Origin of the sequence: Flavobacterium sp. PLA-1-15 (genome assembly GCF_049060005.1) — a bacterium.
GTDB lineage: Bacteria > Bacteroidota > Bacteroidia > Flavobacteriales > Flavobacteriaceae > Flavobacterium.
Window position 1 is genome coordinate 69,725 of sequence record NZ_JBMGQS010000008.1, and the last position, 22,977, is coordinate 92,701.

Below are 22,977 nucleotides of genomic sequence, written 5' to 3' on the forward strand. Positions count from 1 at the left end.
AAAGAGCCATAAATACTATGGCTCTATTTTTTTATGGTTTTTTATAGACTTCTGTCAATCCGGAATTCCATTCCACTTTTTCATAATAGAAATTAACAGAAGTTAGCTTGTCTTTCTTCTGGATAATGATTTTGCCATTTACTTTTGCTTCATCTCCAATGACCGTAATATCTGTATCGGTAATCAAGCCATTAGCGTTGTATAAATCGAGTAATTTCTCGGCAATATCTTCGCGGATGGTCATCTTTGCATTAAAGTTATTGATGATGACGGTCTCGTTGCTTTTTGTGGCAACTAATTCCATTCCGTTATGACCGTAGTCGTAGGTTGCTGTGTTCTGTTGTGAAAACATTGAACCATAGCTAAATAGAAGTAGGGTAATGATTTTGGACATAATAACAGATTTTGGGGAAAATTATTATACCATGTAAAAATATAAAATTATTTTATAAAATTATTTTTTTTATAAAATAAAAAAACCGTCCTGAATCCAGGACGGTTTTTCGTTGGTTTGGTTGGTTTTTGGTGTTTATCTATTAATAGTAAGCAAATCTTCTTACTTTAGAAATATATTTTGCAAGTCGGATAACTTGGTGGCTGTAGCCATATTCGTTATCATACCAGATATATAGTACAATGTTTTTTCCATCTGCAGAAACGATAGTTGCGTTGCTGTCATAAATCGATGGAGCAGAAGTTCCTACAATATCCGAAGAAACCAATTCATTATTGATTGAATATTTAATTTGTTCTACCAATTCGCCTTCTAATGCATATTTTTTCATAATCGCATTGATTTCGGCAACAGAAGTTTCTTTGTTAACCTCAAGATTTAAAACTACAAGAGAACCGTTTGGCACCGGAACACGGATAGCGTTTGAAGTCAATTTACCAGCCAAAGAAGGCAATGCTTTTGCAACCGCACTTCCAGCACCTGTTTCAGTAATAACCATGTTCAAGGCAGCTGCTCTACCACGACGGTATTTCTTGTGCATATTATCCACAAGATTTTGGTCGTTTGTATAAGCGTGGATGGTTTCCAAGTGGCCTTTTACAACGCCCAATGTATCTTCGATTGCTTTCAAAACCGGTGTGATTGCATTTGTTGTACAAGAAGCGGCAGAGAAAATATTCACTTCGTCTGGATTGTATTCGGTGTGGTTTACACCGTGAACGATGTTTGGGATACCTTTTCCTGGAGCAGTCAATAAAACTTTGTCAACGCCTTTGCAAGTCAAGTGTCTTGCCAAAGCTTCTTGCGTTGTGAAAACACCTGTGTTGTCTATAACTAAGGCATCGTCGATACCAAATGCAGTATAGTCAATTTCTTCTGGAGCATTTGCTGTAATGATATGAACGGTTGTCCCGTTGATAATCAAGGCATTGTTTTCTGGATCAGCAATTACCGAACCTTGGAAATCTCCATGGATCGAGTCATAACGCAACAATGAAGCTCTTTTCTCTAAAGTAGTAGCATCATTTTTGTCACGTGTTACAATCGCTCGCAAACGCAATTGATCTCCTTTTCCAGCTTTTGACATCAACTCACGCGCCAATAAACGTCCGATACGTCCAAAACCGTACAATACTACGTTTTTAGGATTGATGTTCTTGAACTCTTTTGCGTTTTTAAGCTTGTCAATTACGAATGATTTAGAATCGTTGTATTTGTCGTCTTCCAAGTGAAACTCATACGTAAGTTTTCCGATATCCAATTTTGAAGGCGGTAAATCAAGGGAAAGGATTGCTCTTGCGATTTCAACAGAATCAAAAACAGAGATAGGTTTTTCTACAAATCCACCAGCATATTCGTGTAGGTTGATGATTTCGCTTACGTTTCTGTCGATCAATTGGTTTCTAAAAAAAACCAATTCAATTGATTTGTCATACCATAAATCGCTGATGATTTTAATAAATTCTACACCAGCACGTCTTCTGTCTGCCTGAAAAGAAAGCTCTTTTTCGTAGGATGCCCTTTTGTTGTCCATTCGTTTAAATTATAAATAGTTAGTGTTGTCGATTTTTAATTCGGTGCAAAAGTAATCAACTATAACGTTTTCGTGAAATGTTTTAAGGAATTATTTTTACAAATGTTTTGAATCAGTTATTTAGAACTATGAAATGCTTTTCTAAATACATAAAACAGATCTTTATAAAATAAAAAGCCGATAGAAACTATCGGCTTGATCTAAAAATTTGGGAAACATATTATATAATCATTCGAACAATCTGTCCTGAAGTTGTGATCAATTCAATCTGAACTCCTTCTTCTTCCTCTTTGTTCGACATAATTTTAGAAACGGTTTCAACATCAACAGCTTTGATGTTGTCTACTTTAAGGATGATAGCACCAGAAAGCTCATCAGCATAACGCGCCAATCTTGGATTTTCAATTTCTTGGATTTTTACACCATATCCAATTCTGAATTTCTTCTTGTCGGCAGTACCAATATTTTCAATCTTAATACCTTTAAATTCGGTGTTGATGATGTCATTTTTCGATAATGAAACAGAAGTCGTCATCAATTTTTCATCTCTTAAAAAAGTAACTTGCACCTTATCGTTAGGTCGTTTCGTATTGATGTAACTGTTCAAATCCGCCGCAGACGAGATATTTTGGTTGTCTAATTTTACGATGATATCACCTTTGGTCAACCCCGATTTTTCAGCACCGGAATTTTTGTTCACACGGTTTATAAAGAAACCTTCTGTCTGATTTATACCAAATTCCTTCGACATTGTTGCATTCAATTCAGCACCTTCAACACCAAGCATACCACGTTGAACATTTCCAAACTCCATGATATCTTCAATAATTTTTCGGGTAATATTAGAAGGAACCGCAAAAGAATAACCCACATACGAACCTGTCATCGACGAAATCATCGTATTGATTCCCACCAATTCGCCTCTAGTATTTACCAAAGCACCACCACTGTTTCCAGGATTTACAGCGGCATCGGTTTGGATAAAGGATTGGATTCCGTTCGTATCTAAATTTCTGGCTTTCGCCGAAACGATACCCGCCGTAACAGTCGAAGTCAAGTTATAAGGATTTCCAACCGCTAAAACCCATTCTCCAACTTTTACGTTATCAGAATCAGCAAAAGTAGAATAGGATAGTTTGACATCGGCATCAATTTTCAACAACGCGATGTCCATTTTAGCATCCGTTCCTATCAATTTTGCCTTGTATGATTTTCTGTTGTTTAGCGTAATTTCAATGTCCTGGGCATCTTTAATCACGTGATTGTTCGTCACGATATAACCATCTTCCGAAATAATCACACCAGAACCTGTACCCACTTGTTCTTGCTGTTGACCACCTTTGTAGCCGTAAAAAAACTCCATAATCGGGTTTGAAACCGTTCGGTACGAAACGTTCTTCACGTGAACCACCGAATGAACCGCCTTGTCCGCCGCATCCGTAAAATCAACCGTTTCGGCTCCAAGCCCTACATTTCTTGAAAAATTATTGGGCGCCATCGTCACAACCGATTTCGATTCTAACACGCCACCGTCATCAAACAGCACTTTATAAGCACCAAGAGTCGTCGCCCCACTTAACAAGGCCACCAAGAATAAATTTCCAAATCTTTTCATTGTTTGATAATAATTAAGTTATTTAACAGTAAAATTAATTGATTGATTCCTCACCTAAAATCAGTTTAACGCTCGATTAACAATGATTAACTTTTCATTAATATTCGTAACTTTGTGTTGCTATTTTTTATTAGGAGCAAGTCGCTCGGGCATTTGTTTAAACCCTATTCCCGCCTTCCTTCCAAATCTTTTTGTTTTTAAAGAAAAAACAAAAAGGATTTTCCCTCCAGTCGGGGCTATATAAAAACGAATAGCATCCTTTAAACGCCATATCCAAAACCTTAAATCCAGAACCTTAAACCCAAAAAAGTGCAAATCAAATTCTACAAATACCAAGGAACGGGCAACGATTTTGTGATGATAGACAATCGTGATGACCAATTTCCCAAAAATAATACCAAATTAATCGAGCAATTATGCGATCGAAGATTTGGCATTGGAGCCGATGGTTTGATCCTTTTAGAAAATGACAATTCGACAGATTTCCGAATGGTGTATTATAATTCCGATGGAAACCAGAGCTCTATGTGCGGAAACGGCGGAAGATGCTTGGTCGCTTTCGCAAAAAGTTTAGAGGTCATCGAAAAAGAAACCACTTTCATCGCAACCGATGGTTTGCACCACGCTACAATCTTCGAGGACGGAATTGTTTCCCTTCAAATGAAAGATGTTGCCGATATAAAAATCACACCAGAATATGTTTTCCTCGATACCGGTTCGCCTCATCACGTCGAAATCGTAGACGATTTGAAAAATTTGGATGTAAAATCCAGAGGTTCACAAATTCGTTACGGAGCATTGTATGGCGAAAAAGGAAGCAACGTCAATTTTGTAAAACAAGTGGACGATTCTACGTTTTCACTTCGAACGTATGAAAGAGGAGTAGAGGATGAAACTTTTTCTTGCGGAACCGGTGCAACGGCAACTGCAATCGCAATGAAAGTGCTAGGAAAAACAAATTCCGATACAATTCAATTAAATGTAGAAGGCGGAAAATTGGAAGTTTCTTTTCATTCAAATGACAACAAGTTTACAGACGTTTTCTTAAAAGGACCGGCTACATTTGTTTTCTCTGGAACAATCGAAATATAAATTCCAAATGATAACATTAAAAGGACAAAACATTTATCTAAGAGCAATCGAACCCGAAGACCTCGAGTTTGTGTATGCCATAGAAAATGACGAATCCATTTGGAATGTCAGCAATACCCAAACACCTTACAGTCGTTTTCTGATTCGTCAGTACTTGGAAAATGCCCATCAGGATATTTACGAAGCCAAGCAATTGCGATTGGCCATTTGCCAAAATGACAATTTTTCAGCCATCGGTTTGATTGATTTATTCGATTATGACCCAAGAAATAACCGTGCTGGAATTGGTATTCTGATTCAAAATAAAGAAAATAGAGGCAATGGTAATGGTTCAGAAGCTTTGCAACTCTTAATCAGCTATGCTTTTACGCATTTAAATTTACACCAGCTTTATGCAAATATTGATGGCAATAATGAAGCAAGTTTAAAGCTTTTTACTAATTTTGGATTTCAATTAATCGGAACAAAAAAGCAATGGAATTTGGTCAACGGCCAATATCTTGATGAATCCCTTTTTCAATTAATCAATCAATCATTTTAAAATATAAATACTTTGAAAGTAAAAAAAATCCTCGTTTATTTTTCGCTTGTTGTAGTGGTAATCGCTTCGATTTACGGTTATCTTACGTATAGAAAAATCTTTTCTGCCAATACAAAATTTAGCGAAAAAGAAGTTTTTGTTTATATTCCAACCGATGCGAATTACAATCAGGTTGTGGAAATCATCAAGCCTTATGTAGAAGATATTGGTAAGTTTAATATGGTTGCCGAGAAGAAATCGTATGTGGCGAACGTAAAATCGGGTAAATTTTTGTTGAAAAACGGAATGAACAGCAACGATATCGTGAACAGCCTTCGTCAGGAAGTTCCGGTAAATCTTGCCTTCAACAATCAAGAACGATTGGAAGATTTCGCTGGAAGAATTGCAACCCAAATTGAAGCCGATAGCTTGAGTTTGCTGAATGCTTTCAAAGATGAAAAATTCTTAAAAGATAACGGTTTTACAGAGGAAAATGTTTTGAGCATGTTCATTCCAAATTCGTATGAATTTTTCTGGGACGTTAATGCCGAGAAATTCCGCGAAAGAATGGCAAAGGAATACCGTAAATTCTGGACACCGGAAAGACTAGCAAAAGCCGAAGCTCAAAATTTAACACCGCTTCAAGTTTCTGCTTTAGCTTCTATTGTACACAAAGAAACCGTAAAAAAGGATGAACGTCCAAGAGTAGCAGGAGTTTACTTGAACAGATTAAACACTGGAATGAAACTCGAAGCTGATCCAACGGTTATTTATGCGGTAAAGAAAACTTCAGGAGATTGGGACCAAGTTATCAAACGTGTTTTGTATAAAGATTTGGAAACCGTTTCTCCTTATAATACCTATAGAAATGAAGGTCTGCCTCCCGGACCGATCGCTATGCCTGATATTACGGCTCTTGATGCAGTTTTGAATCCAGAAAAGCACAACTATATTTATTTCTGTGCAAGCGTGACGAACTTTGGTTACCACGAATTTGCGCTAACGCCAGCCCAACACGAAGTAAATCGTCAAAAATATGTGGCTTGGGTAAGCAAACAAGGTATAAAACGATAGTTTGAAATTTTCGAAGCACATACTTTTACTTTTTTTAATCGGCTCTTTTTCGAATTTTTTCGGACAAAGCAAATTGGATAGTTTCCTCAAGCCCGCTGATACTTTAAATGTTCAACGAAGAAATGCGGTTGTCATTTCGGAAGCTGTTGTATTAACGGGAACCTTAGTTGCTTTGAACCAAGTTTGGTACAGCGATTATGCAAAATCCAGTTTTCATCTAAAAAATGACAATGCCCAATGGCTTCAAATGGACAAGGCTGGACATGTATTTTCCTCCTATCAGATGGGAAGATTTGGAGCGGAATTGCTCGAATGGAGTGGAGCCAGTCAGAAAAGCCAACTGATTTATGGCTCAACACTTGGACTGGGTTTTCTTACAGCCGTTGAGATCTTCGACGGACATTCGTCTGAATGGGGTTTTTCCTGGGGCGACATGGTGGCAAATGCTTCCGGAACGGCTTTATATGTTTCGCAAGAATTGCTTTGGAACGAACAACGTATTGTTCCGAAATTTTCATTCCACACCACACCTTATGCTTCTGCTCGTCCGAATGTTTTAGGAGAATCGCTAAACGAACAGATTTTAAAAGATTACAACGGTCAAACCTATTGGCTTTCGGGTAATATCCATTCTTTTTTTAAAGATTCAAAAATTCCAAAATGGTTGAACGTTGCCGTTGGTTATGGAGCCGAAGGCATGATTACGGGAGATGATGTCTTGGTAAACACCGTTTTCTTTCCAGAGAAGACCAGAATACGTCAATTTTACCTGAGTTTGGATGTTGATTTGACTAGAGTTGAAACAAAATCACATACTTTAAAAACACTTTTTTCCATTTTCAACACCATCAAAATTCCCGCTCCGACGTTTGAAATCAATAGCTTAGGAAAGTCAAAATTCCATGTTCTTTACTTTTAGAAAATATTAACATGCTGATTTTCAGCTTTATATTTTTTGTCGTATATTTGCCCCGTAGAAATTTCTCGGTGTGACAGGTTGAGAAGAAAAACAAAGTATGACTAAAAAATGGATCTATTACACTAGTATTGCAATTGTTGTAGCTTTTATAAGCTTAAGTTTTAAACCATCTGAACAACAAAATAAAGATTGGTTTTATGTTTCAGAAAATGAAGAATTACTTCATTTATTTCCCTCACTTGAGGAAGAAGAATACTCAGATTTTAATTTTCCATTCACAGGAAAATCCTTCACAGGCTTCAAAGAAGCACTCGCATTCAAAGAATCACAAGGAAGATATCGCTTAATCAATACCCTAGGTTATATGGGTAAATACCAATTTGGTGTTGCTGCCTTGCGAGCCATCGGAATTCACAATACCTCTGAATTTTTAAACAATCCTCGTTTGCAAGAAAAAGCATTCAAAGCATTGCTTGCCAAAAATAAATGGGAATTGAGGGAAGAAATCGAACAATACGAAGGTAAGGTCGTAAACGGAATCAAAGTTACCGAATCGGGAATTTTAGCGGCTGCTCATCTGGGTGGAGCTGGTTCTGTGAAAAAGTATTTCAGAAATGAAGGGAAGAAGTCAATCAAGGATAATTACGGAACTTCATTAAAAAGCTATATGAAAGCATTTGGTGGCTTTGATACTTCTTTTATTGTAGCCGATAGTAATGCTAAAGTGAAAAGGTAATCACCTTTCCTTCATTTATAAAATAAAAAAAAACTGCTGGAAGGCAGTTTTTTTGTTTTTATAGATGAAGTGGTTTTCTGCTTGTGTGAAGTATTGCTAAAATTAAAACCGTATTAGTTTCTTCGAAAATAATGTAGTAAATGGCAAACGGAAAAATCTTCAAATAGGAAACTTTGGTTGATTTGTATTTATTAGCAAATAGATAAGGATTTTTAGAAATAATTGAAATCTGATTCTGATGGTTTTTATAAAATCGGAAACCTAAACCTTTTGAGGTAGAATTGTACCAATCAATTTGGTCGGTTATTTCTAAATTTACGTTTGGCTCAAATATAATATTATAAGCGATATTTCTTTTTAATTTCTTCTTGAACTGTATCCCAAGTAGTTATGTTTTCAGGATATTTTTGAATATTTTCAAGTCGCTGGTCAAGAATTTCTTTATGCCATGTCGGTATATCATCTGTAATCTCTTCAATATCAGGAAAAGAGTTTTTAATGGTTTCCCAATCTTTTAAAGATAAAACGACATCAGTAGTTTTGCCTTTTTGATCTTTGATATATTTTATCTTCATTGCAATTTATTTAGTATCTCAAATATAGCAATTTTCAAGAAGTCCTTACATCCTATGAATGATAAAAATAGTCGGTCGGTTATGCAAATCAATCTTTGCTTTTTTCCAATCCGAAGCCCGCATTGTTTTGATGTATTCTGTTGGTAAAGTGATGTCACAAGCAATACATAAATAAGTCGTAGGATTAATCGCTTGCAAAATATCTTCCAACATTTTATTGTTCCGATAAGGTGTTTCTATAAAAATCTGTGACTGATTTTTATCACCCGAAAGTTTTTCCAAATTTTTTAAAGCCGATTTTTTTTCTGATTTATCAATTGGCAAATATCCATTAAATGCAAAACTCTGACCGTTCATTCCTGAAGCCATGATTGCCAATAAAATTGAAGATGGACCAACCAAAGGAACGACTTGGATTCCGTTTTCATGAGCCAATTTTACAATTACTGCTCCTGGATCGGCAACTCCGGGACAACCCGCTTCTGACATCAAACCCACATTATGGCCATCTAGACAAGGCTTTATCATCGAAAAATGCTCTGATTTTTCGGTATGTTTGTTTAAAGCGCTGAGTTTTAAACTGGATTGCACCTTTTCAGGATGAATGCTTTTAATAAACCTCCTTGCTGTTTTTTCGTTTTCAACAATATAAGTGTCAATGAAATCAATTGCTCTTTTTACCGTTTGCGGTAATACATCCATAGGTTCAGTTTGCTTCGACAAGTCGCTATTGTTTGTGTCGCCTAAGGTTGTTGGAATTAAATACAATTTTCCTTTGAGTAAGGTTGGTTTCATGAAATTTTATATTAGAAAAGAGAAAATTATGAAGTAGTATGTTCTTTGATGAGCTTTTCAGCAATCACATCACAAACTTCATCGAGCATTTCATAAACAGTTGCAAAGCCATTCTCTAGCCCAAAATAAGGGTCTGGAACATCTACATTTTCGTTGGGAAAAAGCTCGTTTAAAATTAGGGAAACTTTTTTCTTCGAATTTTCATCGGGAGCCAAATCAATTACGTTGCTGTAATTGGAACCATCCATCACATAAATATAATCGTATTCCTTGTAATCTCGTGCAGTAAATTGTCTAGCTTTCTGACAAGAAATATCAATTCCTTTGCGTTTTGCAATGCCAATAGAACGATTATCAGGCTTTTTGCCAATATGGTAATTGCCTGTTCCTGCAGAATCTACAAAGAATTTATCTTTTGGAAGTTTCGATGCCAAGATGCCTTCTGCCAAAGGAGAACGGCAAATATTGCCAAGGCACACCATCAAAATCCTCACTGGCATTTTAAAGGGAAAGTTTCTTGTGGATGTCTTCCACAAATTTCTTGAATTGTTTATCGGTAGAAACCAAGTTGTCAACCGTTTTGCAAGCGTGCAAAACCGTAGCGTGATCGCGGTCTCCAATTTGCGAACCAATATTTGCCAATGAGGCTTTTGTAAATTTCTTCGCAAAAAACATTGCCAATTGCCTTGCTTGAACCACGTGGCGTTTTCTAGTTTTAGATTGCAAAGTATCTACATCCAATTGAAAATAATCCGAAACCACTTTCTGGATGTAATCAATGGATATTTCACGTTTTACATTCTTAACAAACTTCTCAACTACTTGTTTAGCCAAATCAATAGTCACTTCTTTTTTATTGAAAGAAGATTGTGCGATTAGAGAGATGATGGCACCCTCAAGTTCACGAACATTTGATTTGATGTTTCTGGCCACATATTCGATGATTTCTTCTGGCATTTCAACACCATCACGATACAAGATGTTCTTTAAGATGGAAATCCTTGTTTCGTAATCCGGTTGGTGCAATTCGGCAGAAAGTCCCCATTTGAAACGGGATAACAATCTTTGCTCTATGTCCTGCATGTCAACTGGAGCCTTATCAGAAGTCAGTATTACCTGTTTACCGTTTTGGTGCAAATAGTTGAAAATGTGAAAGAATACGTCTTGAGTACCTGTTTTTCCTGAAAGAAATTGAACGTCATCGATAATCAAAATATCAATCAATTGATAGAAATGAATGAAATCGTTACGGTTGTTTTTCTTTACAGAATCAATATATTGTTGTGTGAAAATTTCGGCAGAGATGTACAAAACCGTTTTTTCAGGATATTTATCTTTAATTTCAACCCCAATAGCGTGGGCCAAATGGGTTTTTCCTAAACCAACTCCACCAAAAATCAACAGAGGATTAAAGGAAGTTCCTCCAGGTTTGTTGGCAACAGCCATACCTGCAGAACGCGCCAATCTATTAGAATCTCCCTCCAAGAAATTGTCAAAGCTGTAATTAGCATTAAGCTGAGATTCAATCTTAAGGTTTCTGATTCCCGGAATTACAAAAGGATTTTTAAGTTCTGGATTCAAATTCTTGAACGGAGCATCCACTTCTTGAGCTTTCATCGGAGCTCTGTGAGCACTCGGCAATTGTTCCGTAAAAGGTTGTTTGTTTCCGTAAGTGTTCTCCATTTTAATTTTATAGAGTAACTTTGCGTTTTTCCCAAGTTCTTTGGTAAGGGCAACTTTTAATAATTTCACATAGTGTTCCTCGAGCCATTCGTAGAAGAATTTACTTGGAACTTGAATATACAAAGCATTGTCGGTTAGCTCAACTGACTTAATCGGTTCGAACCAAGTTTTATAAGCTTGATCCTGGATATTATCTTTTATAAATAGAAGACAGTTTTCCCATACTGATTGAGCAGTTTTGTTCATATATTCTATTAGTTTTGCTTTTGTTATTAATGGTTTATCTTACTAAAAATGTAGTGGTTTTTCCGCTTTTATTCGGGAGAACAAATATGTGAACAAATTTCTTTAAAAAAAAATAAATAGGGTTTGAATTTGTAAAAATAAAGTTGTAAGTAATAGAAAATTTAATATTTAATAACCTAAAATATATATGAGAGAACACGAATTTACAGTACGTGTACGATATGCCGAAACCGACCAAATGGGGGTAGTTTATCACGGAAATTACGCACAATATTTTGAGATGGGTCGCGTGGAATGGCTAAGAAATATGGGGGTTTCTTATAAATGGATGGAACAAAACGGAATTATGCTTCCCGTGGTTTCATTAAGTATGAACTACAAAAAGCCAGCACGTTACGACGACCTTTTAAGGGTAAAAACTATTTATAAAAATCAGACTTCTGTTAAGATTGAATTCGATTATGAAATTTATAACGAAGCAGATGAGTTATTAACAATTGGCAACTCAATTTTAGTTTTTGTGGATATGAAAACGGGTCGTCCGACACTTCCTCCAGAGTATATAAAAGTCAAACTTTTAGAAATTGACAGTTAAACAAATTGGATGTTGATTATTCTTTAATTTTGATGTCAATTTCAAACATAGAATTGAAAATGTCGAATACCATTTCGGCATTTTTTTTTCGTGTCGAAATCACAATCTCACAACTCATTTCCATTTTTTGAGAAATGATGTCGAGATTTTTTTCTTTTATAACACGCATCACTTTGTTCATGTTTTTATAATCGAATGAAACAATATATTGGACGTCAATCGTTTTTTCGGTAATATCTGATGCTTCCAAGCTCATTTGAGCAGAAGTTCGATAAGCAGAAATCAATCCTCCAACACCTAATTTGACACCTCCATAATACCGAATAACTACAATCAATACATTCGTAAGTCCAAAAGATTGAATTTGTCCATAAATGGGCATTCCAGCCGAATTGCTTGGCTCGCCATCATCATTGGCACGAAAAGAAATTTTATCGGTTCCAATTTGATACGCATAACAAAAATGTCCCGCTCCAGAATGTTGTTTTTTTAAAGTTTCCAGAATTTCCTTGACTTCTTCTTCGCTTTCAATCGGAAAAGCATAGCCAAAGAACTTGCTGTTTTTTTCTTTCAGTAATGTTTCTTCAGATGGCTCGGCTAATGTTTTATAAGTGTCCTTGATTTCCAAAAGTAAAATTTAAAGTAGTTTTTTGTCGAATAAATCTACGACATCTTCTTTTCCAACTTGCAAATTCCAAACTTGAATGCCCAATTTTGAAGCCGAATCTGTGTTTTCGGTTTTATCATCTACAAATAAAGTGCGTTTTGGAGAAAGATTGTTTTGCTCTAAAACATATTTATAAATTTCGTCATCAGGTTTTCGCATTCCCAATTCAAACGAAAAATAAACCTTTTCAAAACACTGATAAAATGTGCTGTAAAACGATTCGCCGACTGTTTCTTGAAAATGTTGAATGTGAATGGCATCGGTATTACTCAAAAGGAACAGTCGGTATTTCTGCGAAAGCAGTTGCAAGAATTCCAATCGATAGAGCGGAAAGTCCATTAAAATCGTGTTCCAATTTTCCTTGATAATTTTAAGAGATGCATTCGGAACGTGTTTTTGCATTCCAGAAAGAAATTCGGTTTCTGAAATTTTTCCAACTTCAAAACTCTTGTTCAATTTCCGTATATCATCGTTCCATTCTTCGAGTTCCAAAGTATGGAAGGCGTTTTTCATCGCATCTTTGTTCAGATTGATGAAAATATCTCCAAAATCAAAAATTATGGCATCAATCATGGTTTCGAAAAATTAAAAGTTCGTCGTCAAGAATAGTTTGCTTTCCTATTAATTTGGAATGCAAACTTGGTGCTTTTATTCCCTCTCCAAAGGAAATAGAACCTTTAAAAACGCGGGCTTCATCCCAAATATAGGCACCAATAAAAGTTTGAAGCATTTGTCTTCCGCCTTCAATTATTACCGATTGGATGTTGTGTTTGAATAAAACCTTTGTAATTTCTTCAGCAATATTTCCATCAAAATCAATCGTTTCAAAAATCAAATTAGAATCTTCAGAAGTATTTTTTTCTTCAGAAATCACAATCGTTTTGGCATCGTTATTAAAGACAGAACTTTCTTTTGGAATTCTATTTTTTTTATCTAAAACAATTCGAATTGGATTATTTCCAGTCCAATCCCGAACATTCAAAGTAGGATTGTCGTCAATTACCGTTTGGGTTCCCACCAAAATAGCATGTTCTTCGCTTCTCCATTTATGCACCAATTGTCTGGAATATTGATTGGTGATCCAAACTGGTTTCTGTTCAGTTCTTTTTTCTGGAGCGATAAAACCATCGGCACTTTCAGCCCATTTCAGAATAATGTAAGGTCGTTGTTTTTGATGAAAAGTAAAAAATCGCTTGTTGAGTTCGTTACATTCCTCTTCCAAGATGCCGACTGTGACGTTCTTCCCAGCTTCAATCAATTTTTTGATGCCTTTTCCTGCTACTTTCTCATTTGGGTCAACCGTCCCAATTACTACATTTGGAATATTATTAGCAATAATCAAATCGCAACACGGTGGCGTTTTTCCGAAATGACTGCAAGGTTCCAAACTCACATAAATCGTTGATTTTGAAAGCAAGGATTTGTCTTTTACGGAATTTACAGCGTTCACTTCCGCATGGGCTTTGCCTGATTTTTTATGCCAGCCTTCACCAATAATTTCATTATTATACACAATTACACTCCCCACCAAAGGGTTAGGATAGGTGGTTCCTAGTCCATTTTTGGCCAGCTCGATGCAACGTTTTATGTATTTTTCGTGTATCTTCACCTCACAAAAATAAGACATTGTTTCGGAATGCAACACATAAATATACGACCAATACAACCCGAAGACAACCAGGCAATTGAACAAGTTATAAGGGATGTTTTTATTGAATTGGATATCCCAAAAGTAGGAACTGCTTATGCTGACCCTCAATTAAAGCTGATGTTTGAAGCTTATGACAAGTCAAGAGCAATTTATTTTGTAGTGGAAAATAATGGCAAAATAGTAGGTGGAGCAGGAGTGAGCCAGCTTGAAAATGAAGATGAAAGCATTTGCGAATTGCAGAAAATGTATTTCCTGCCCGAAGCCAGAGGTTTGGGATTGGGGATTGCCTTGATGGAGAAATGTTTGGCGAAAGCCACGGAATTCGGATTTGAAAGTTGCTACTTGGAAACGATGCCTTATATGGAATCGGCTCAAAAGCTTTACAAAAAAATGGGTTTTGAATATTTAGATAAACCTTTGGGAAATACAGGACATACTTCTTGTCCGGTTTGGATGTTGAAAAAATTTTAATTTATGAAAGCCAAAGAATATAGAACCTATTTTATCGAACAACTTCAATCTATTTATGATGTGATGGAAGCCGAAAGTTTTTTTCATTTGATTTTGGAAGAAAAGCATCAGATGAAAAGGATTGATTTGGCTTTGAATCCTGATTTTTCTTTTTCTGAAGAGCAAATTGAAGATTGGGATTTGATTTTAGCCGAATTGAAAAAGGAAATACCTATTCAATATATATTAGGAAATACCGAATTTTTTGGATTGAAATTCAAGGTTAATGGGAACGTGCTGATTCCTAGGCCTGAAACCGAAGAATTGGTCGAGTGGATTATTCAGGAAGATTTAAAGATTCAAAGATTTAAAGATTTAAAGATTTTGGATATCGGAACAGGAAGCGGTTGTATTGCAATTTCATTGGCTAAAAATATCCCAAATGCTAAAGTGTATGCGATTGATGTTTCTCCGAACGCATTGAAAACAGCCACAGAAAATGCTGAAATCAATCAGGTAGAAGTTGTTTTTTTAGAGAAAAATATTCTAGAAACCAATGATTTGGAAATGCAATTTGATATTATTGTTTCCAATCCGCCTTACGTGCGAAATTTAGAAAAGGAAGAAATCAAGAAGAATGTCTTGGATAATGAACCGCATCTGGCACTTTTTGTAGAAGATAGCGATGCATTGATTTTCTACCGAAAAATTGCGGAATTGGCGACTAAAAACCTCAATGAAGAGGGAAGATTGTATTTTGAAATCAACCAATATTTAGGAGAAGAAATGATAGAATTGCTTCACAACAAAGGTTTTCAGGATATCGAACTCAGAAAGGATATCTATGATAACGACCGAATGACAAAGGCGACCTTTAGAATTACGAATTGAAAATTACGAATTACGATTGGGCAAAGACGCAATAAAGTCAGATATTTGCAAAGAATTACGAACTATGGGAAAACTCATAATTCCTAATTCATAACTCATAATTTTAAAGAATGAAACCAAGCATACCAAAAGGAACAAGAGATTTTTCGCCTACGGAAGTGGCCAAAAGACAATACATTATCCAAATCATCAAAACCAATTTCGAAAAATTTGGCTTCCAACCGATTGAAACGCCTTCGTTTGAAAATTCAGAAACGTTGATGGGAAAATATGGCGAAGAAGGCGACCGATTGATTTTTAAGATATTGAATTCTGGAGATTATTTGGCGAAAGCCGATGGAACTTTATTGGAAAACAGAGACAGTTTAAAATTAACGAGTTCTATTTCCGAAAAAGCCCTTCGCTACGATTTAACCGTTCCTTTTGCAAGATATGTGGTGCAACATCAAAATGATATTGAGTTTCCCTTTAAAAGATATCAAATCCAACCGGTTTGGAGAGCCGATCGTCCTCAAAAAGGGCGTTTCAGAGAGTTTTATCAATGTGATGCCGATGTCGTAGGTTCTACTTCATTATGGCAGGAAGTGGAGTTGGTACAATTGTATGATGGTGTTTTTTCAGATTTAGGTCTGGAAGGTGTGAAGATTAAAATCAACAACCGAAAAATACTATCCGGAATAGCAGAAGTGATTGGTGCAAAGGACAAACTGATTGATTTTACGGTGGCTTTGGACAAGCTGGATAAAATAGGCGAGGATGGCGTAAAGAAAGAAATGCTTGAGAAAGGTATTTCGGAAACGGCAATCGAAAAAGTACAGCCGTTGTTCAATTTTACAGGAACAATTACTGAAAAGATAGAAAAATTAGCAACACTTTTGGCATCTTCAGAAGAAGGATTGAAAGGTGTGGAAGAATTGAAATTCATATGTGAGAACGTTGTAAATCTAGGAATGCAGAAATCGATTTTAGATTTGGATGTGACGCTTGCACGAGGATTGAATTATTATACAGGTGCTATTTTTGAAGTGGCTCCACCAGCTTCCGTTTCGATGGGGTCTATCGGTGGTGGCGGTAGATATGATGATTTGACTGGTATTTTCGGACTCAAAAATATGAGCGGTGTTGGAATTTCTTTTGGATTGGATCGAATTTATTTGGTTGTCGAAGAGTTAAATTTATTTCCCGAAACCGTTACTACCACTACAAAAGCATTGTTCATCAATTACGGAAATACCGAAGCTTTTTATGCTATGAAAGCTATTGCAGAGTTGCGAAAAGCAGGAATCAAAGTAGAATTGTATCCTGATAATGTAAAAGTAGGAAAGCAATTTACCCACGCCGATAAAAGAAACATCCCTTTTGCGGTGATTATTGGAGAAACAGAAATGAAAGAAAATAAATTTGCTTTGAAAAATCTTGTGTCGGGAGAGCAAGTGCTTTTAAGTTTTGACGGATTGAAAGAAGCTTTGGTCTAAACAATACGTTTTAATAAATGCAAAAGGACAATCTTTACTTCAAGATTGTCCTTTTTTTATTTAGTTAGGGGTAAAAAAATCATAACTACCTATTTGATTTCCATCAAATGAATCCCGGCTAAGTTATATTATTTAAAGTTGTGTGAAGTTTTTTATCGTTTAACTGATTGATTTTTACGATGTAGAGCGTAAAAAGGTATTTTCTATAGCGAGCAAAAAAAAACGGACTAATTAATTAGTCCGTTTTGTGGTAGCGAAGACGGGAGTTGAACCCGTGACCTCAGGGTTATGAATCTTTAAATAAATCTGGAATCATCAGTAAATCCAGCATTGTAAAATTTAGTCTTTCGGTTTTCGACCGCTTTTAACAGGTATTCCCGACAACTTTCCCGACACTTGTACCCGACAACAATTTGTTGAGGTTTTTTAGATTATATTTGTTTTTATGAAAGCGCAAAACATTACCGAGATTATTAATCTATTATCCGACGACAGTCAATCACTGGTTAGTGCATTCTTGAAAGCTCAAATATTTGCTAAACGTATCGGAAACGAAGGACTCTACAATTGGGTAATTCAAGAACTCAATGGATATGATACGGGAGCTGTACTTCCAATGTATAGATATGCAAAGTGCACAAATTTCGCTATCTTAAAACAACGAGGGAATTTTTTGCCTGAACAAACATTACCATTTCAATCTTTTTCAGAAGTTGTGCGAGAAATACTTCTTAAATACCGAGTATTTAGCAGTATAAGAGCATTAGAGGAAATAATTGTGACCGACCCAAAAGGTTCTGTGGTTCAACCTCATTCTGCTGATTTTTGCCAAATGTTGACCGAAGACCTCAGGCAACAAGGTCGTACCTTTGGAGTCCATTCGTTAAGAACCAATATTCAGGTATTTGAATTCACCGAGGTGCTTATGAATATCCGTTCAAAGTTGTTGGAACTTATGCTCGAATTGGAAGAAGACTTTCCCAACATTGACGCGGAAATGGAAACTCGTGTTATAGATAAACAAGCAGTTAATCAAACAATAAACTATTATATGAATAAGATTAAAATAACAACGACAGGAGACGGTAATACGATTAATACAGGAGACAATTCTACGGTTACAAATAATGCCGTTATCACAAAAGGGAATAAAGAGGAATTGAAGAAATTCCTTAACGAAAAAGGAGTTTCAGATGAAGACGTGGCGCAATTAGTGGAGATAATTGATGACGAAGTTTCTTTGACAACACCAACAAAATTTGGTCCTCAAGTGGGTGGGTGGATTCAAATGATGATGGGAAAAGTCGTGTCTGGTGTTTGGGAAATTGGAATTGGAGCCGCTGGTTCTGTTCTTGCTCAAGGCATTTTAAAATACTATGGTTTAGCCTGAATTTGAATAACCGCATTATCACCAAGGTTGATGATGTTTTCGTTACCTTCATTTTTTACTGAAATGTTATTTGTTACCATTGGAAGGGGATGAAGGACTGAGTTTAATTCATGGAAATAGTCTTTTTCATTTTTTAGCCAAATGTTTAGAATCTTAATATATTTCATTTCCTTTTTACTGTAAGTTTGAAGTAGTGAAACTTGTTTAATCCTATGTGATTCGTTAATTATTTCCAGTTGGTGTTTTTGGGCATCAGCAACTTTTGTCGAATCAATTTGTAATAAAAAGGATTTTGTTGTATTTATCAAAATTTCGATAAATTCTCCATTAGTACGAGTTTTATACTTTGTAAGTTGAGTAAATCTGTTGTAATGTGGCGAATGTATCAATACACCCAATGGAAAAATTTGTTCCAATTTCTCTTTCTCCTTAATTACACTTGGAAGAGCTTTTACCCATTTTTGATAGGTTCCATGTAAAATATTAATATCTGTCTTGGCTTTAATTTCCGTATTTTTCTTGACGTTTAAACTTTCGTTTATAAATTCAATTAATAATTTCCGTTTCCAAAGAGGAAAGTTTTCTTTAAAATGGTTATTTTTTAAGTAGTGATACATATGGCCAATAAAATCACTTATGCCGACAGTAGGTGTGCCAAAGCTATCAAAAACATAATCGAAATAATCTGTAATTTCTCTATACCAGTCATCTTTTTCAATATGTTCATCCATGAAGCACTCCAAGAAAATCCATTGTTTAACTATTTTTTCAGGCACATGGTTATAGAGCTCTTTTTTAAACCAATCTTTCTTGACTAATTTTCGATGGAAATCACAACAATGAGGGAATTTTTCGAATTTTTTTATAGCATTTTCTTTTATCGATTTATGAAAGTCACAGCAATTGGGATAGTTTTTCGGTTTGTTAACTGTACAATGTGGTAAAGTATCAAATCCTAAATCCCATATATATTCACCATCAATTGTAGTAAATTTTTTAGTAACTAAATCTTCAATAAATTTATTACCATCTTTGATTTCTATATTAAAATTACGATTTCCCATTTCCAGTTAAATTGCTATTGTTGCCAGTATTAATGATATTTTGGCTTCCTAAGGTATAGATATTATTCAGGACATTGTAAATTATTTTGTTAGCTTCTGTTTTTGAACTAATCAGCTTGTCATATTCGATTTCATATCCAAATTCCTGTTCTAACATCAACATTAGGTCCAAGGCTTTATTTCTGATTATTGAAATGGCTTGTTCTAAACCACCTTTTCCAAGCTCTCTCCATGCTTCATATACATGAGCATTGTGGTTACCATTTTTTTGAAGTTGCCTCGAGAAATATTGATGTAATTGAAGTGGTAAGGAATTGTATAATCTGTCGGTTGATTTATCTGCCAATAACTTTTCCATACCCGATAGGCTGTGGTATAATTCGAAGGTTTCAATTTTTTCTTTCAAATCTGAATCGAATCCGTCCAGTGGTAAAAAATGATTTGTTAAATTCCAATTTCCGTTTTGAATATTACCAACTACATTACAAGAGTACTTTCTATATATAGGTAGCGGACTTCCATCAGTATATCCTTCGATTTCATTGTTGGTCCAATTGACCAGCTCTTGATTGTTTAATCTTACCCCTAAGACTTTAATTTTTAAAAGGGATGAAGCTAAAGAACTTTCTGTATCTGTCAGTTCATTGATGATATTGGTGATATTCATAATTTATACTTTATTTTATCCAATATGCCGAACTAAGACATTAAACACGTTTTGGAAATTTGAACTTAGTAAGCATTCATTTTTTTTGAAATATACATTATAGATTTAATCCTATTTCAAGTAAGGCGGCAGCAAATTGTTTTTGATTGTGATAAGAAGGAAATTCGTATTCAATATAAGTACCATCTTTAGTTTTCTCTCTTGCAATAACTTGTCCACTTAATTCATTCGCGAGTTTTTCAATTGTTGGTAGCAAAAGCTTATCGATGTCGTTTATTGTGATTGCGTAAACATTCATATTTTTTAGTTTTTAATTAAAGTACTTTTTCTTGTTGTTTAATGATTTGGTGAACTTTTTGTACAGTTCCCAATGCAACATTACAAAGCTTGGCAGTATTACGTAGGGATTGTTTACGATTTAAAAATTTTACTACTTCCTTATATTTTTTCAGAACTTCAGCGTTTGATTCAACTGAACCTTTCATCCTTCCTTTGTAAGTTCCATTAGCTTTTGCAATTGCAATTCCTTCGCGCTGACGTTCTAAAAGTGTATTTCTTTCCATTTCTGCAACATTCATCATTACACTTACGATTAATTTGAAAGTGGGATTAGGCTTTCCATCTATTCGAGATTCAAGACCTAAATTATCCACTCTCAACGTTACACCGAGGTTTTCAAAGTCTTCTAAAGTGTTTATAAGGTCTTGTAAGTTTCTTCCTAAACGGTCTATGGCTGACACCGAAACCCAGTTAATGCGTCCCGCTTTGATTTCTTGTATAAGAGTTTTCCCCATCTCACGTTCAGCAAATTTTACTGAACCGCTTACTATATCATTAAAAAGTTTCTCATCTGGATTTTGCTTGGCGATTTGACGTTCCATTTTCTGATTTGGTGTTGAAATACGGTTGTAGCGGGCTTTCATGTTTAGGAGGATTGAAATTAATTACACAAATATAAAATAATATTTTAACTGTGTCAAATTTAGGATAGTTTTATTTGATACATTTTTAAGACAGTGTTTTGTTATTTACCACCAGTAGAAATGTGTTACTGATAGACTATAATCTATTTTTGGAACATAAAAAAAACGAGGCTTTCGCCCCGTTAGTTACTTGCCAATCACAAGCTGTTTTTTATATGAAGTGCTGCCACAAGTACAGCCAGTAAAACTGCATTTCTGGCATGTGATTTTACTGCATTTTGAGCATTGCTTTGCACGGTCCCCACTATGGCTGTTACCGCAATTTGGACATGAAGTTATTTTATCCATAATTTATAAGTTTTTGAAGAATAAGAAAATTAAACCAACAGTAATTAAGAGATGAAACCATGCGATATAAACCGTTGCGTCATTTTTCTTCCGCTCTAAAGCATCTTTAGTGTCTATCTGGGCAATAACATCGTATTTATTCTCAATATATGGTAAAAGAAATTTAGCATATATTAGAAAGGAAACGAAACAGAATAAACCAGTAAAGAAGGTAAATGGTTGCTCGTCCTTGAAGACTGCTTTTGCAATGCCAGCAGCTACAAATGGCCAAATGGTATAAATGATTTTTTGAGTTGTATTCATGTTAGGGATTAGCAGGTTTTACATTACCTGTATTATAGTTTGGATTCATTTTTCTGGCGGTAACAAGTGCCGCCGACTGATTTGCCGCAAATACGCGTGTAGCTGTCTTAAAACCACCTCCTTTTGGATAAAGGTCAACAATCCATTCTTTCATGGCTATTCAGCTTTTTTATAATACTTCTTATAGCCCCAATCTTGCCACCCATCCAATAGTAATTCATTACCATTTATAGAGACGGTCCATACAGAATCTGAGTTTTCAAATCCCATTTTGAATACTGAACCGCTTGACCACCAATCCCAACCTGTACCGACACCGTTGTTGCAATTTGAATCAATATAAATCATTTCAAAAGCTTCTTTATTTGCAAAGAATTCTAAGACTTCTTTACCGCAATCGCCATTTATATCATACATGGTAGGCTGTGATTCACCTTCATAGATTGCCTTATATAAAATCCATTTTCCTAAAAGGGTTGATACATTCGGATTATTGTTACCCGTTGGACTCCGAGAAAATTGAACATAGAGTTCATCATTTTCGCCGTCCTGATTAAAATCTACTTGACGATTCGAAAAAAGTATTAGTGTTTCGTTATCAAGTTGCACTATCTCATATTGTCTGCCAGAGTTAGATAAGGTAATAATATCTTCTTCAATTGAAAATACGTTCTCGTTTCCTTTATGCTCAATACATTCACCAGTAATATTATCAAAATAGTATGATGTTAACGAATTTGAAGTAAAAAAGGAGTAGTTGTATTCACATCCGTCAGCATGGAGTGCTGGTGTTACTTCTCCATTTAAAGTCGAACTTATCTCGTACCATTTTCCTTCAATTGATATTGGAGAAGATTCATCTCCATCCTCGCCAGAGCAAGATGCTAATAAGCCGAATGATAGTAACAAGAGTAATTTAAAAACATTTTTCATTGATTGGATTTATTTGTTAGTAATACAAAAATAGAAATAAATTTTCAAATAATGAGACATGTGTCATGATTGATGAATCATTGATTGCAATTCTTGATGGTTTTACCTTTATCCTATGCGAGTAAGAAAAACCCAAATACCAGAAAACGTGAAGACTGTTGCCCAAAATATCAAGGATTTGATAAAAAAAAAGGGTTTAAAAACGAGTGAATTAGCGGTTAAAGCACAAATTGATGTTGAAACGTTTAGGCGATATGTAGGTGGCCCAAATGGACCATCAATTATTATGGGAACGGATAAATTAATCAAGATTGCATTGGCTTTGGACTTGGAAGATTATAATGATTTATTTAAAGACGTAAAATTATAGCTGTAAG

Annotated in this window: 28 protein-coding genes; 11 read left to right on the top strand and 17 right to left on the bottom strand. The window is 35.3% G+C overall.

Going from position 1 to position 22,977, the window contains the following annotated elements:
• Positions 1–31: 31 nt before the first annotated feature.
• The 3 genes from ACI6PS_RS07390 to ACI6PS_RS07400 form a co-directional block, all read right to left on the bottom strand.
• On the bottom strand, positions 32–394 hold the full coding sequence (locus tag ACI6PS_RS07390) for a hypothetical protein (protein ID WP_421011914.1): 363 nt from the start codon (positions 392–394) through the stop codon (positions 32–34).
• 142 nt (positions 395–536) lie between these two features.
• On the bottom strand, positions 537–1,988 hold the full coding sequence (locus ACI6PS_RS07395; protein WP_421011915.1) for a glyceraldehyde-3-phosphate dehydrogenase: 1,452 nt from the start codon (positions 1,986–1,988) through the stop codon (positions 537–539).
• A 220-nt stretch (positions 1,989–2,208) separates the two neighbouring features.
• Positions 2,209–3,603 carry a trypsin-like peptidase domain-containing protein gene (locus ACI6PS_RS07400; protein ID WP_421011916.1) on the bottom strand — a complete coding sequence of 465 codons (1,395 nt, stop codon included), beginning with the start codon at positions 3,601–3,603 and terminating at the stop codon, positions 2,209–2,211.
• Positions 3,604–3,912: 309 nt separating this feature from the next.
• Between ACI6PS_RS07400 and dapF the strand changes: the two genes are divergently transcribed.
• From dapF to ACI6PS_RS07425, 5 genes are all read left to right on the top strand, one after another.
• Complete coding sequence (gene dapF, locus ACI6PS_RS07405) at positions 3,913–4,695, top strand: diaminopimelate epimerase (RefSeq protein ID WP_421011917.1); 783 nt, start codon at positions 3,913–3,915, stop codon at positions 4,693–4,695.
• 7 nt (positions 4,696–4,702) lie between these two features.
• Positions 4,703–5,236, top strand: a complete 534-nt coding sequence (locus ACI6PS_RS07410) for a GNAT family N-acetyltransferase (protein ID WP_421011918.1) — start codon at positions 4,703–4,705, stop codon at positions 5,234–5,236.
• Positions 5,237–5,248: 12 nt separating this feature from the next.
• A complete protein-coding gene (gene mltG, locus ACI6PS_RS07415; protein WP_421011919.1) occupies positions 5,249–6,289 on the top strand; it encodes an endolytic transglycosylase MltG in 1,041 nt (346 codons plus the stop codon).
• 1 nt (position 6,290) lies between these two features.
• Positions 6,291–7,208, top strand: a complete 918-nt coding sequence (locus ACI6PS_RS07420) for a DUF2279 domain-containing protein (RefSeq protein WP_421011920.1) — start codon at positions 6,291–6,293, stop codon at positions 7,206–7,208.
• Positions 7,209–7,305: 97 nt separating this feature from the next.
• The gene (locus tag ACI6PS_RS07425; protein ID WP_421011921.1) at positions 7,306–7,944 is read left to right on the top strand and encodes a peptidoglycan-binding protein LysM; all 639 of its coding nucleotides are present in this window, start codon (positions 7,306–7,308) and stop codon (positions 7,942–7,944) included.
• A 338-nt stretch (positions 7,945–8,282) separates the two neighbouring features.
• On the opposite strand, the gene ACI6PS_RS07430 is transcribed toward ACI6PS_RS07425, so the two are convergent.
• Genes ACI6PS_RS07430 through dnaA form a run of 4 tightly spaced genes read right to left on the bottom strand, consistent with a single transcriptional unit; the run spans position 8,283 to position 11,243 of the window.
• Positions 8,283–8,519, bottom strand: a complete 237-nt coding sequence (locus tag ACI6PS_RS07430) for an addiction module protein (RefSeq protein ID WP_421011922.1) — start codon at positions 8,517–8,519, stop codon at positions 8,283–8,285.
• 45 nt (positions 8,520–8,564) lie between these two features.
• Positions 8,565–9,314, bottom strand: coding sequence for an SAM-dependent methyltransferase (locus ACI6PS_RS07435; protein WP_421011923.1), 750 nt, complete (start codon positions 9,312–9,314; stop codon positions 8,565–8,567).
• A 26-nt stretch (positions 9,315–9,340) separates the two neighbouring features.
• On the bottom strand, positions 9,341–9,814 hold the full coding sequence (locus tag ACI6PS_RS07440; protein WP_421011924.1) for a low molecular weight protein-tyrosine-phosphatase: 474 nt from the start codon (positions 9,812–9,814) through the stop codon (positions 9,341–9,343).
• Between the two features lies 1 nt (position 9,815).
• Positions 9,816–11,243 carry a chromosomal replication initiator protein DnaA gene (gene dnaA / locus ACI6PS_RS07445; RefSeq protein WP_421011925.1) on the bottom strand — a complete coding sequence of 476 codons (1,428 nt, stop codon included), beginning with the start codon at positions 11,241–11,243 and terminating at the stop codon, positions 9,816–9,818.
• Between the two features lie 187 nt (positions 11,244–11,430).
• Here dnaA and ACI6PS_RS07450 point away from each other — a divergent pair, with 187 nt between their 5' ends.
• Entirely contained in the window at positions 11,431–11,838 is a 408-nt protein-coding gene (locus ACI6PS_RS07450; protein ID WP_421011926.1) for an acyl-CoA thioesterase, read from the top strand.
• A gap of 16 nt (positions 11,839–11,854) precedes the next feature.
• Here the strand turns inward: ACI6PS_RS07450 and ACI6PS_RS07455 are convergent, their stop codons facing one another.
• Genes ACI6PS_RS07455 through ribD form a run of 3 tightly spaced genes read right to left on the bottom strand, consistent with a single transcriptional unit; the run spans position 11,855 to position 14,114 of the window.
• On the bottom strand, positions 11,855–12,466 hold the full coding sequence (locus ACI6PS_RS07455; protein ID WP_421011927.1) for an IMPACT family protein: 612 nt from the start codon (positions 12,464–12,466) through the stop codon (positions 11,855–11,857).
• 9 nt (positions 12,467–12,475) lie between these two features.
• A complete protein-coding gene (locus ACI6PS_RS07460; RefSeq protein WP_421011928.1) occupies positions 12,476–13,078 on the bottom strand; it encodes an HAD family hydrolase in 603 nt (200 codons plus the stop codon).
• Positions 13,071–14,114 (bottom strand): bifunctional diaminohydroxyphosphoribosylaminopyrimidine deaminase/5-amino-6-(5-phosphoribosylamino)uracil reductase RibD, encoded by a 1,044-nt coding sequence (ribD, locus tag ACI6PS_RS07465; protein WP_421011957.1) that lies wholly within the window; start codon positions 14,112–14,114, stop codon positions 13,071–13,073. The genes ACI6PS_RS07460 and ribD overlap by 8 nt, the downstream gene beginning before the upstream one ends.
• 27 nt (positions 14,115–14,141) lie before the next feature.
• Between ribD and ACI6PS_RS07470 the strand changes: the two genes are divergently transcribed.
• The 4 genes from ACI6PS_RS07470 to ACI6PS_RS07485 all read left to right on the top strand — a co-directional run bounded on the left by ACI6PS_RS07470 (position 14,142) and on the right by ACI6PS_RS07485 (position 18,362).
• A complete protein-coding gene (locus ACI6PS_RS07470; RefSeq protein ID WP_421011929.1) occupies positions 14,142–14,627 on the top strand; it encodes a GNAT family N-acetyltransferase in 486 nt (161 codons plus the stop codon).
• A 3-nt stretch (positions 14,628–14,630) separates the two neighbouring features.
• Positions 14,631–15,497, top strand: a complete 867-nt coding sequence (gene prmC / locus ACI6PS_RS07475; RefSeq protein WP_421011930.1) for a peptide chain release factor N(5)-glutamine methyltransferase — start codon at positions 14,631–14,633, stop codon at positions 15,495–15,497.
• Positions 15,498–15,607: 110 nt separating this feature from the next.
• Positions 15,608–16,972 (top strand): histidine--tRNA ligase, encoded by a 1,365-nt coding sequence (hisS, locus tag ACI6PS_RS07480; protein ID WP_421011931.1) that lies wholly within the window; start codon positions 15,608–15,610, stop codon positions 16,970–16,972.
• A gap of 445 nt (positions 16,973–17,417) precedes the next feature.
• Positions 17,418–18,362, top strand: a complete 945-nt coding sequence (locus ACI6PS_RS07485) for a hypothetical protein (RefSeq protein ID WP_421011932.1) — start codon at positions 17,418–17,420, stop codon at positions 18,360–18,362.
• Here the strand turns inward: ACI6PS_RS07485 and ACI6PS_RS07490 are convergent.
• The 7 genes from ACI6PS_RS07490 to ACI6PS_RS07520 all read right to left on the bottom strand — a co-directional run bounded on the left by ACI6PS_RS07490 (position 18,347) and on the right by ACI6PS_RS07520 (position 22,600).
• Positions 18,347–19,426, bottom strand: a complete 1,080-nt coding sequence (locus tag ACI6PS_RS07490) for a hypothetical protein (protein WP_421011933.1) — start codon at positions 19,424–19,426, stop codon at positions 18,347–18,349. The genes ACI6PS_RS07485 and ACI6PS_RS07490 overlap by 16 nt on opposite strands.
• Positions 19,413–20,093, bottom strand: a complete 681-nt coding sequence (locus ACI6PS_RS07495; RefSeq protein ID WP_421011934.1) for a hypothetical protein — start codon at positions 20,091–20,093, stop codon at positions 19,413–19,415. Before ACI6PS_RS07495 ends, ACI6PS_RS07490 begins: the two co-directional genes overlap by 14 nt.
• A 97-nt stretch (positions 20,094–20,190) precedes the next feature.
• A complete protein-coding gene (locus ACI6PS_RS07500) occupies positions 20,191–20,391 on the bottom strand; it encodes a hypothetical protein (RefSeq protein WP_421011935.1) in 201 nt (66 codons plus the stop codon).
• 16 nt (positions 20,392–20,407) lie between these two features.
• Positions 20,408–21,016: a recombinase family protein gene (locus ACI6PS_RS07505; RefSeq protein WP_421011936.1), complete on the bottom strand. Its 609-nt coding sequence runs from the start codon at positions 21,014–21,016 to the stop codon at positions 20,408–20,410.
• Positions 21,017–21,367: 351 nt separating this feature from the next.
• Entirely contained in the window at positions 21,368–21,667 is a 300-nt protein-coding gene (locus tag ACI6PS_RS07510) for a hypothetical protein (RefSeq protein ID WP_421011937.1), read from the bottom strand.
• A 1-nt stretch (position 21,668) separates the two neighbouring features.
• A complete protein-coding gene (locus ACI6PS_RS07515; protein WP_421011938.1) occupies positions 21,669–21,821 on the bottom strand; it encodes a hypothetical protein in 153 nt (50 codons plus the stop codon).
• 2 nt (positions 21,822–21,823) lie between these two features.
• Positions 21,824–22,600: a lipocalin family protein gene (locus tag ACI6PS_RS07520; protein ID WP_421011939.1), complete on the bottom strand. Its 777-nt coding sequence runs from the start codon at positions 22,598–22,600 to the stop codon at positions 21,824–21,826.
• A gap of 115 nt (positions 22,601–22,715) precedes the next feature.
• Here ACI6PS_RS07520 and ACI6PS_RS07525 point away from each other — a divergent pair, with 115 nt between their 5' ends.
• Entirely contained in the window at positions 22,716–22,970 is a 255-nt protein-coding gene (locus ACI6PS_RS07525; protein WP_421011940.1) for a helix-turn-helix domain-containing protein, read from the top strand.
• The last annotated feature ends 7 nt before the right edge of the window (positions 22,971–22,977 follow it).

Coding starts and splice junctions, on each gene's coding strand:
- ACI6PS_RS07390 (WP_421011914.1), bottom strand. CDS start 394: ATGTCCAAAATCATTACCCTACTTCTATTTAGCTATGGTTCAATGTTT.
- ACI6PS_RS07395 (WP_421011915.1), bottom strand. CDS start 1,988: ATGGACAACAAAAGGGCATCCTACGAAAAAGAGCTTTCTTTTCAGGCA.
- ACI6PS_RS07400 (WP_421011916.1), bottom strand. CDS start 3,603: ATGAAAAGATTTGGAAATTTATTCTTGGTGGCCTTGTTAAGTGGGGCG.
- ACI6PS_RS07410 (WP_421011918.1), top strand. CDS start 4,703: ATGATAACATTAAAAGGACAAAACATTTATCTAAGAGCAATCGAACCC.
- ACI6PS_RS07425 (WP_421011921.1), top strand. CDS start 7,306: ATGACTAAAAAATGGATCTATTACACTAGTATTGCAATTGTTGTAGCT.
- ACI6PS_RS07430 (WP_421011922.1), bottom strand. CDS start 8,519: ATGAAGATAAAATATATCAAAGATCAAAAAGGCAAAACTACTGATGTC.
- ACI6PS_RS07435 (WP_421011923.1), bottom strand. CDS start 9,314: ATGAAACCAACCTTACTCAAAGGAAAATTGTATTTAATTCCAACAACC.
- ACI6PS_RS07440 (WP_421011924.1), bottom strand. CDS start 9,814: ATGCCAGTGAGGATTTTGATGGTGTGCCTTGGCAATATTTGCCGTTCT.
- dnaA (WP_421011925.1), bottom strand. CDS start 11,243: ATGAACAAAACTGCTCAATCAGTATGGGAAAACTGTCTTCTATTTATA.
- ACI6PS_RS07450 (WP_421011926.1), top strand. CDS start 11,431: ATGAGAGAACACGAATTTACAGTACGTGTACGATATGCCGAAACCGAC.
- ACI6PS_RS07460 (WP_421011928.1), bottom strand. CDS start 13,078: ATGATTGATGCCATAATTTTTGATTTTGGAGATATTTTCATCAATCTG.
- ACI6PS_RS07470 (WP_421011929.1), top strand. CDS start 14,142: ATGCAACACATAAATATACGACCAATACAACCCGAAGACAACCAGGCA.
- prmC (WP_421011930.1), top strand. CDS start 14,631: ATGAAAGCCAAAGAATATAGAACCTATTTTATCGAACAACTTCAATCT.
- hisS (WP_421011931.1), top strand. CDS start 15,608: ATGAAACCAAGCATACCAAAAGGAACAAGAGATTTTTCGCCTACGGAA.
- ACI6PS_RS07485 (WP_421011932.1), top strand. CDS start 17,418: ATGAAAGCGCAAAACATTACCGAGATTATTAATCTATTATCCGACGAC.
- ACI6PS_RS07490 (WP_421011933.1), bottom strand. CDS start 19,426: ATGGGAAATCGTAATTTTAATATAGAAATCAAAGATGGTAATAAATTT.
- ACI6PS_RS07495 (WP_421011934.1), bottom strand. CDS start 20,093: ATGAATATCACCAATATCATCAATGAACTGACAGATACAGAAAGTTCT.
- ACI6PS_RS07500 (WP_421011935.1), bottom strand. CDS start 20,391: ATGAATGTTTACGCAATCACAATAAACGACATCGATAAGCTTTTGCTA.
- ACI6PS_RS07505 (WP_421011936.1), bottom strand. CDS start 21,016: ATGAAAGCCCGCTACAACCGTATTTCAACACCAAATCAGAAAATGGAA.
- ACI6PS_RS07510 (WP_421011937.1), bottom strand. CDS start 21,667: ATGAATACAACTCAAAAAATCATTTATACCATTTGGCCATTTGTAGCT.
- ACI6PS_RS07515 (WP_421011938.1), bottom strand. CDS start 21,821: ATGAAAGAATGGATTGTTGACCTTTATCCAAAAGGAGGTGGTTTTAAG.
- ACI6PS_RS07520 (WP_421011939.1), bottom strand. CDS start 22,600: ATGAAAAATGTTTTTAAATTACTCTTGTTACTATCATTCGGCTTATTA.
- ACI6PS_RS07525 (WP_421011940.1), top strand. CDS start 22,716: ATGCGAGTAAGAAAAACCCAAATACCAGAAAACGTGAAGACTGTTGCC.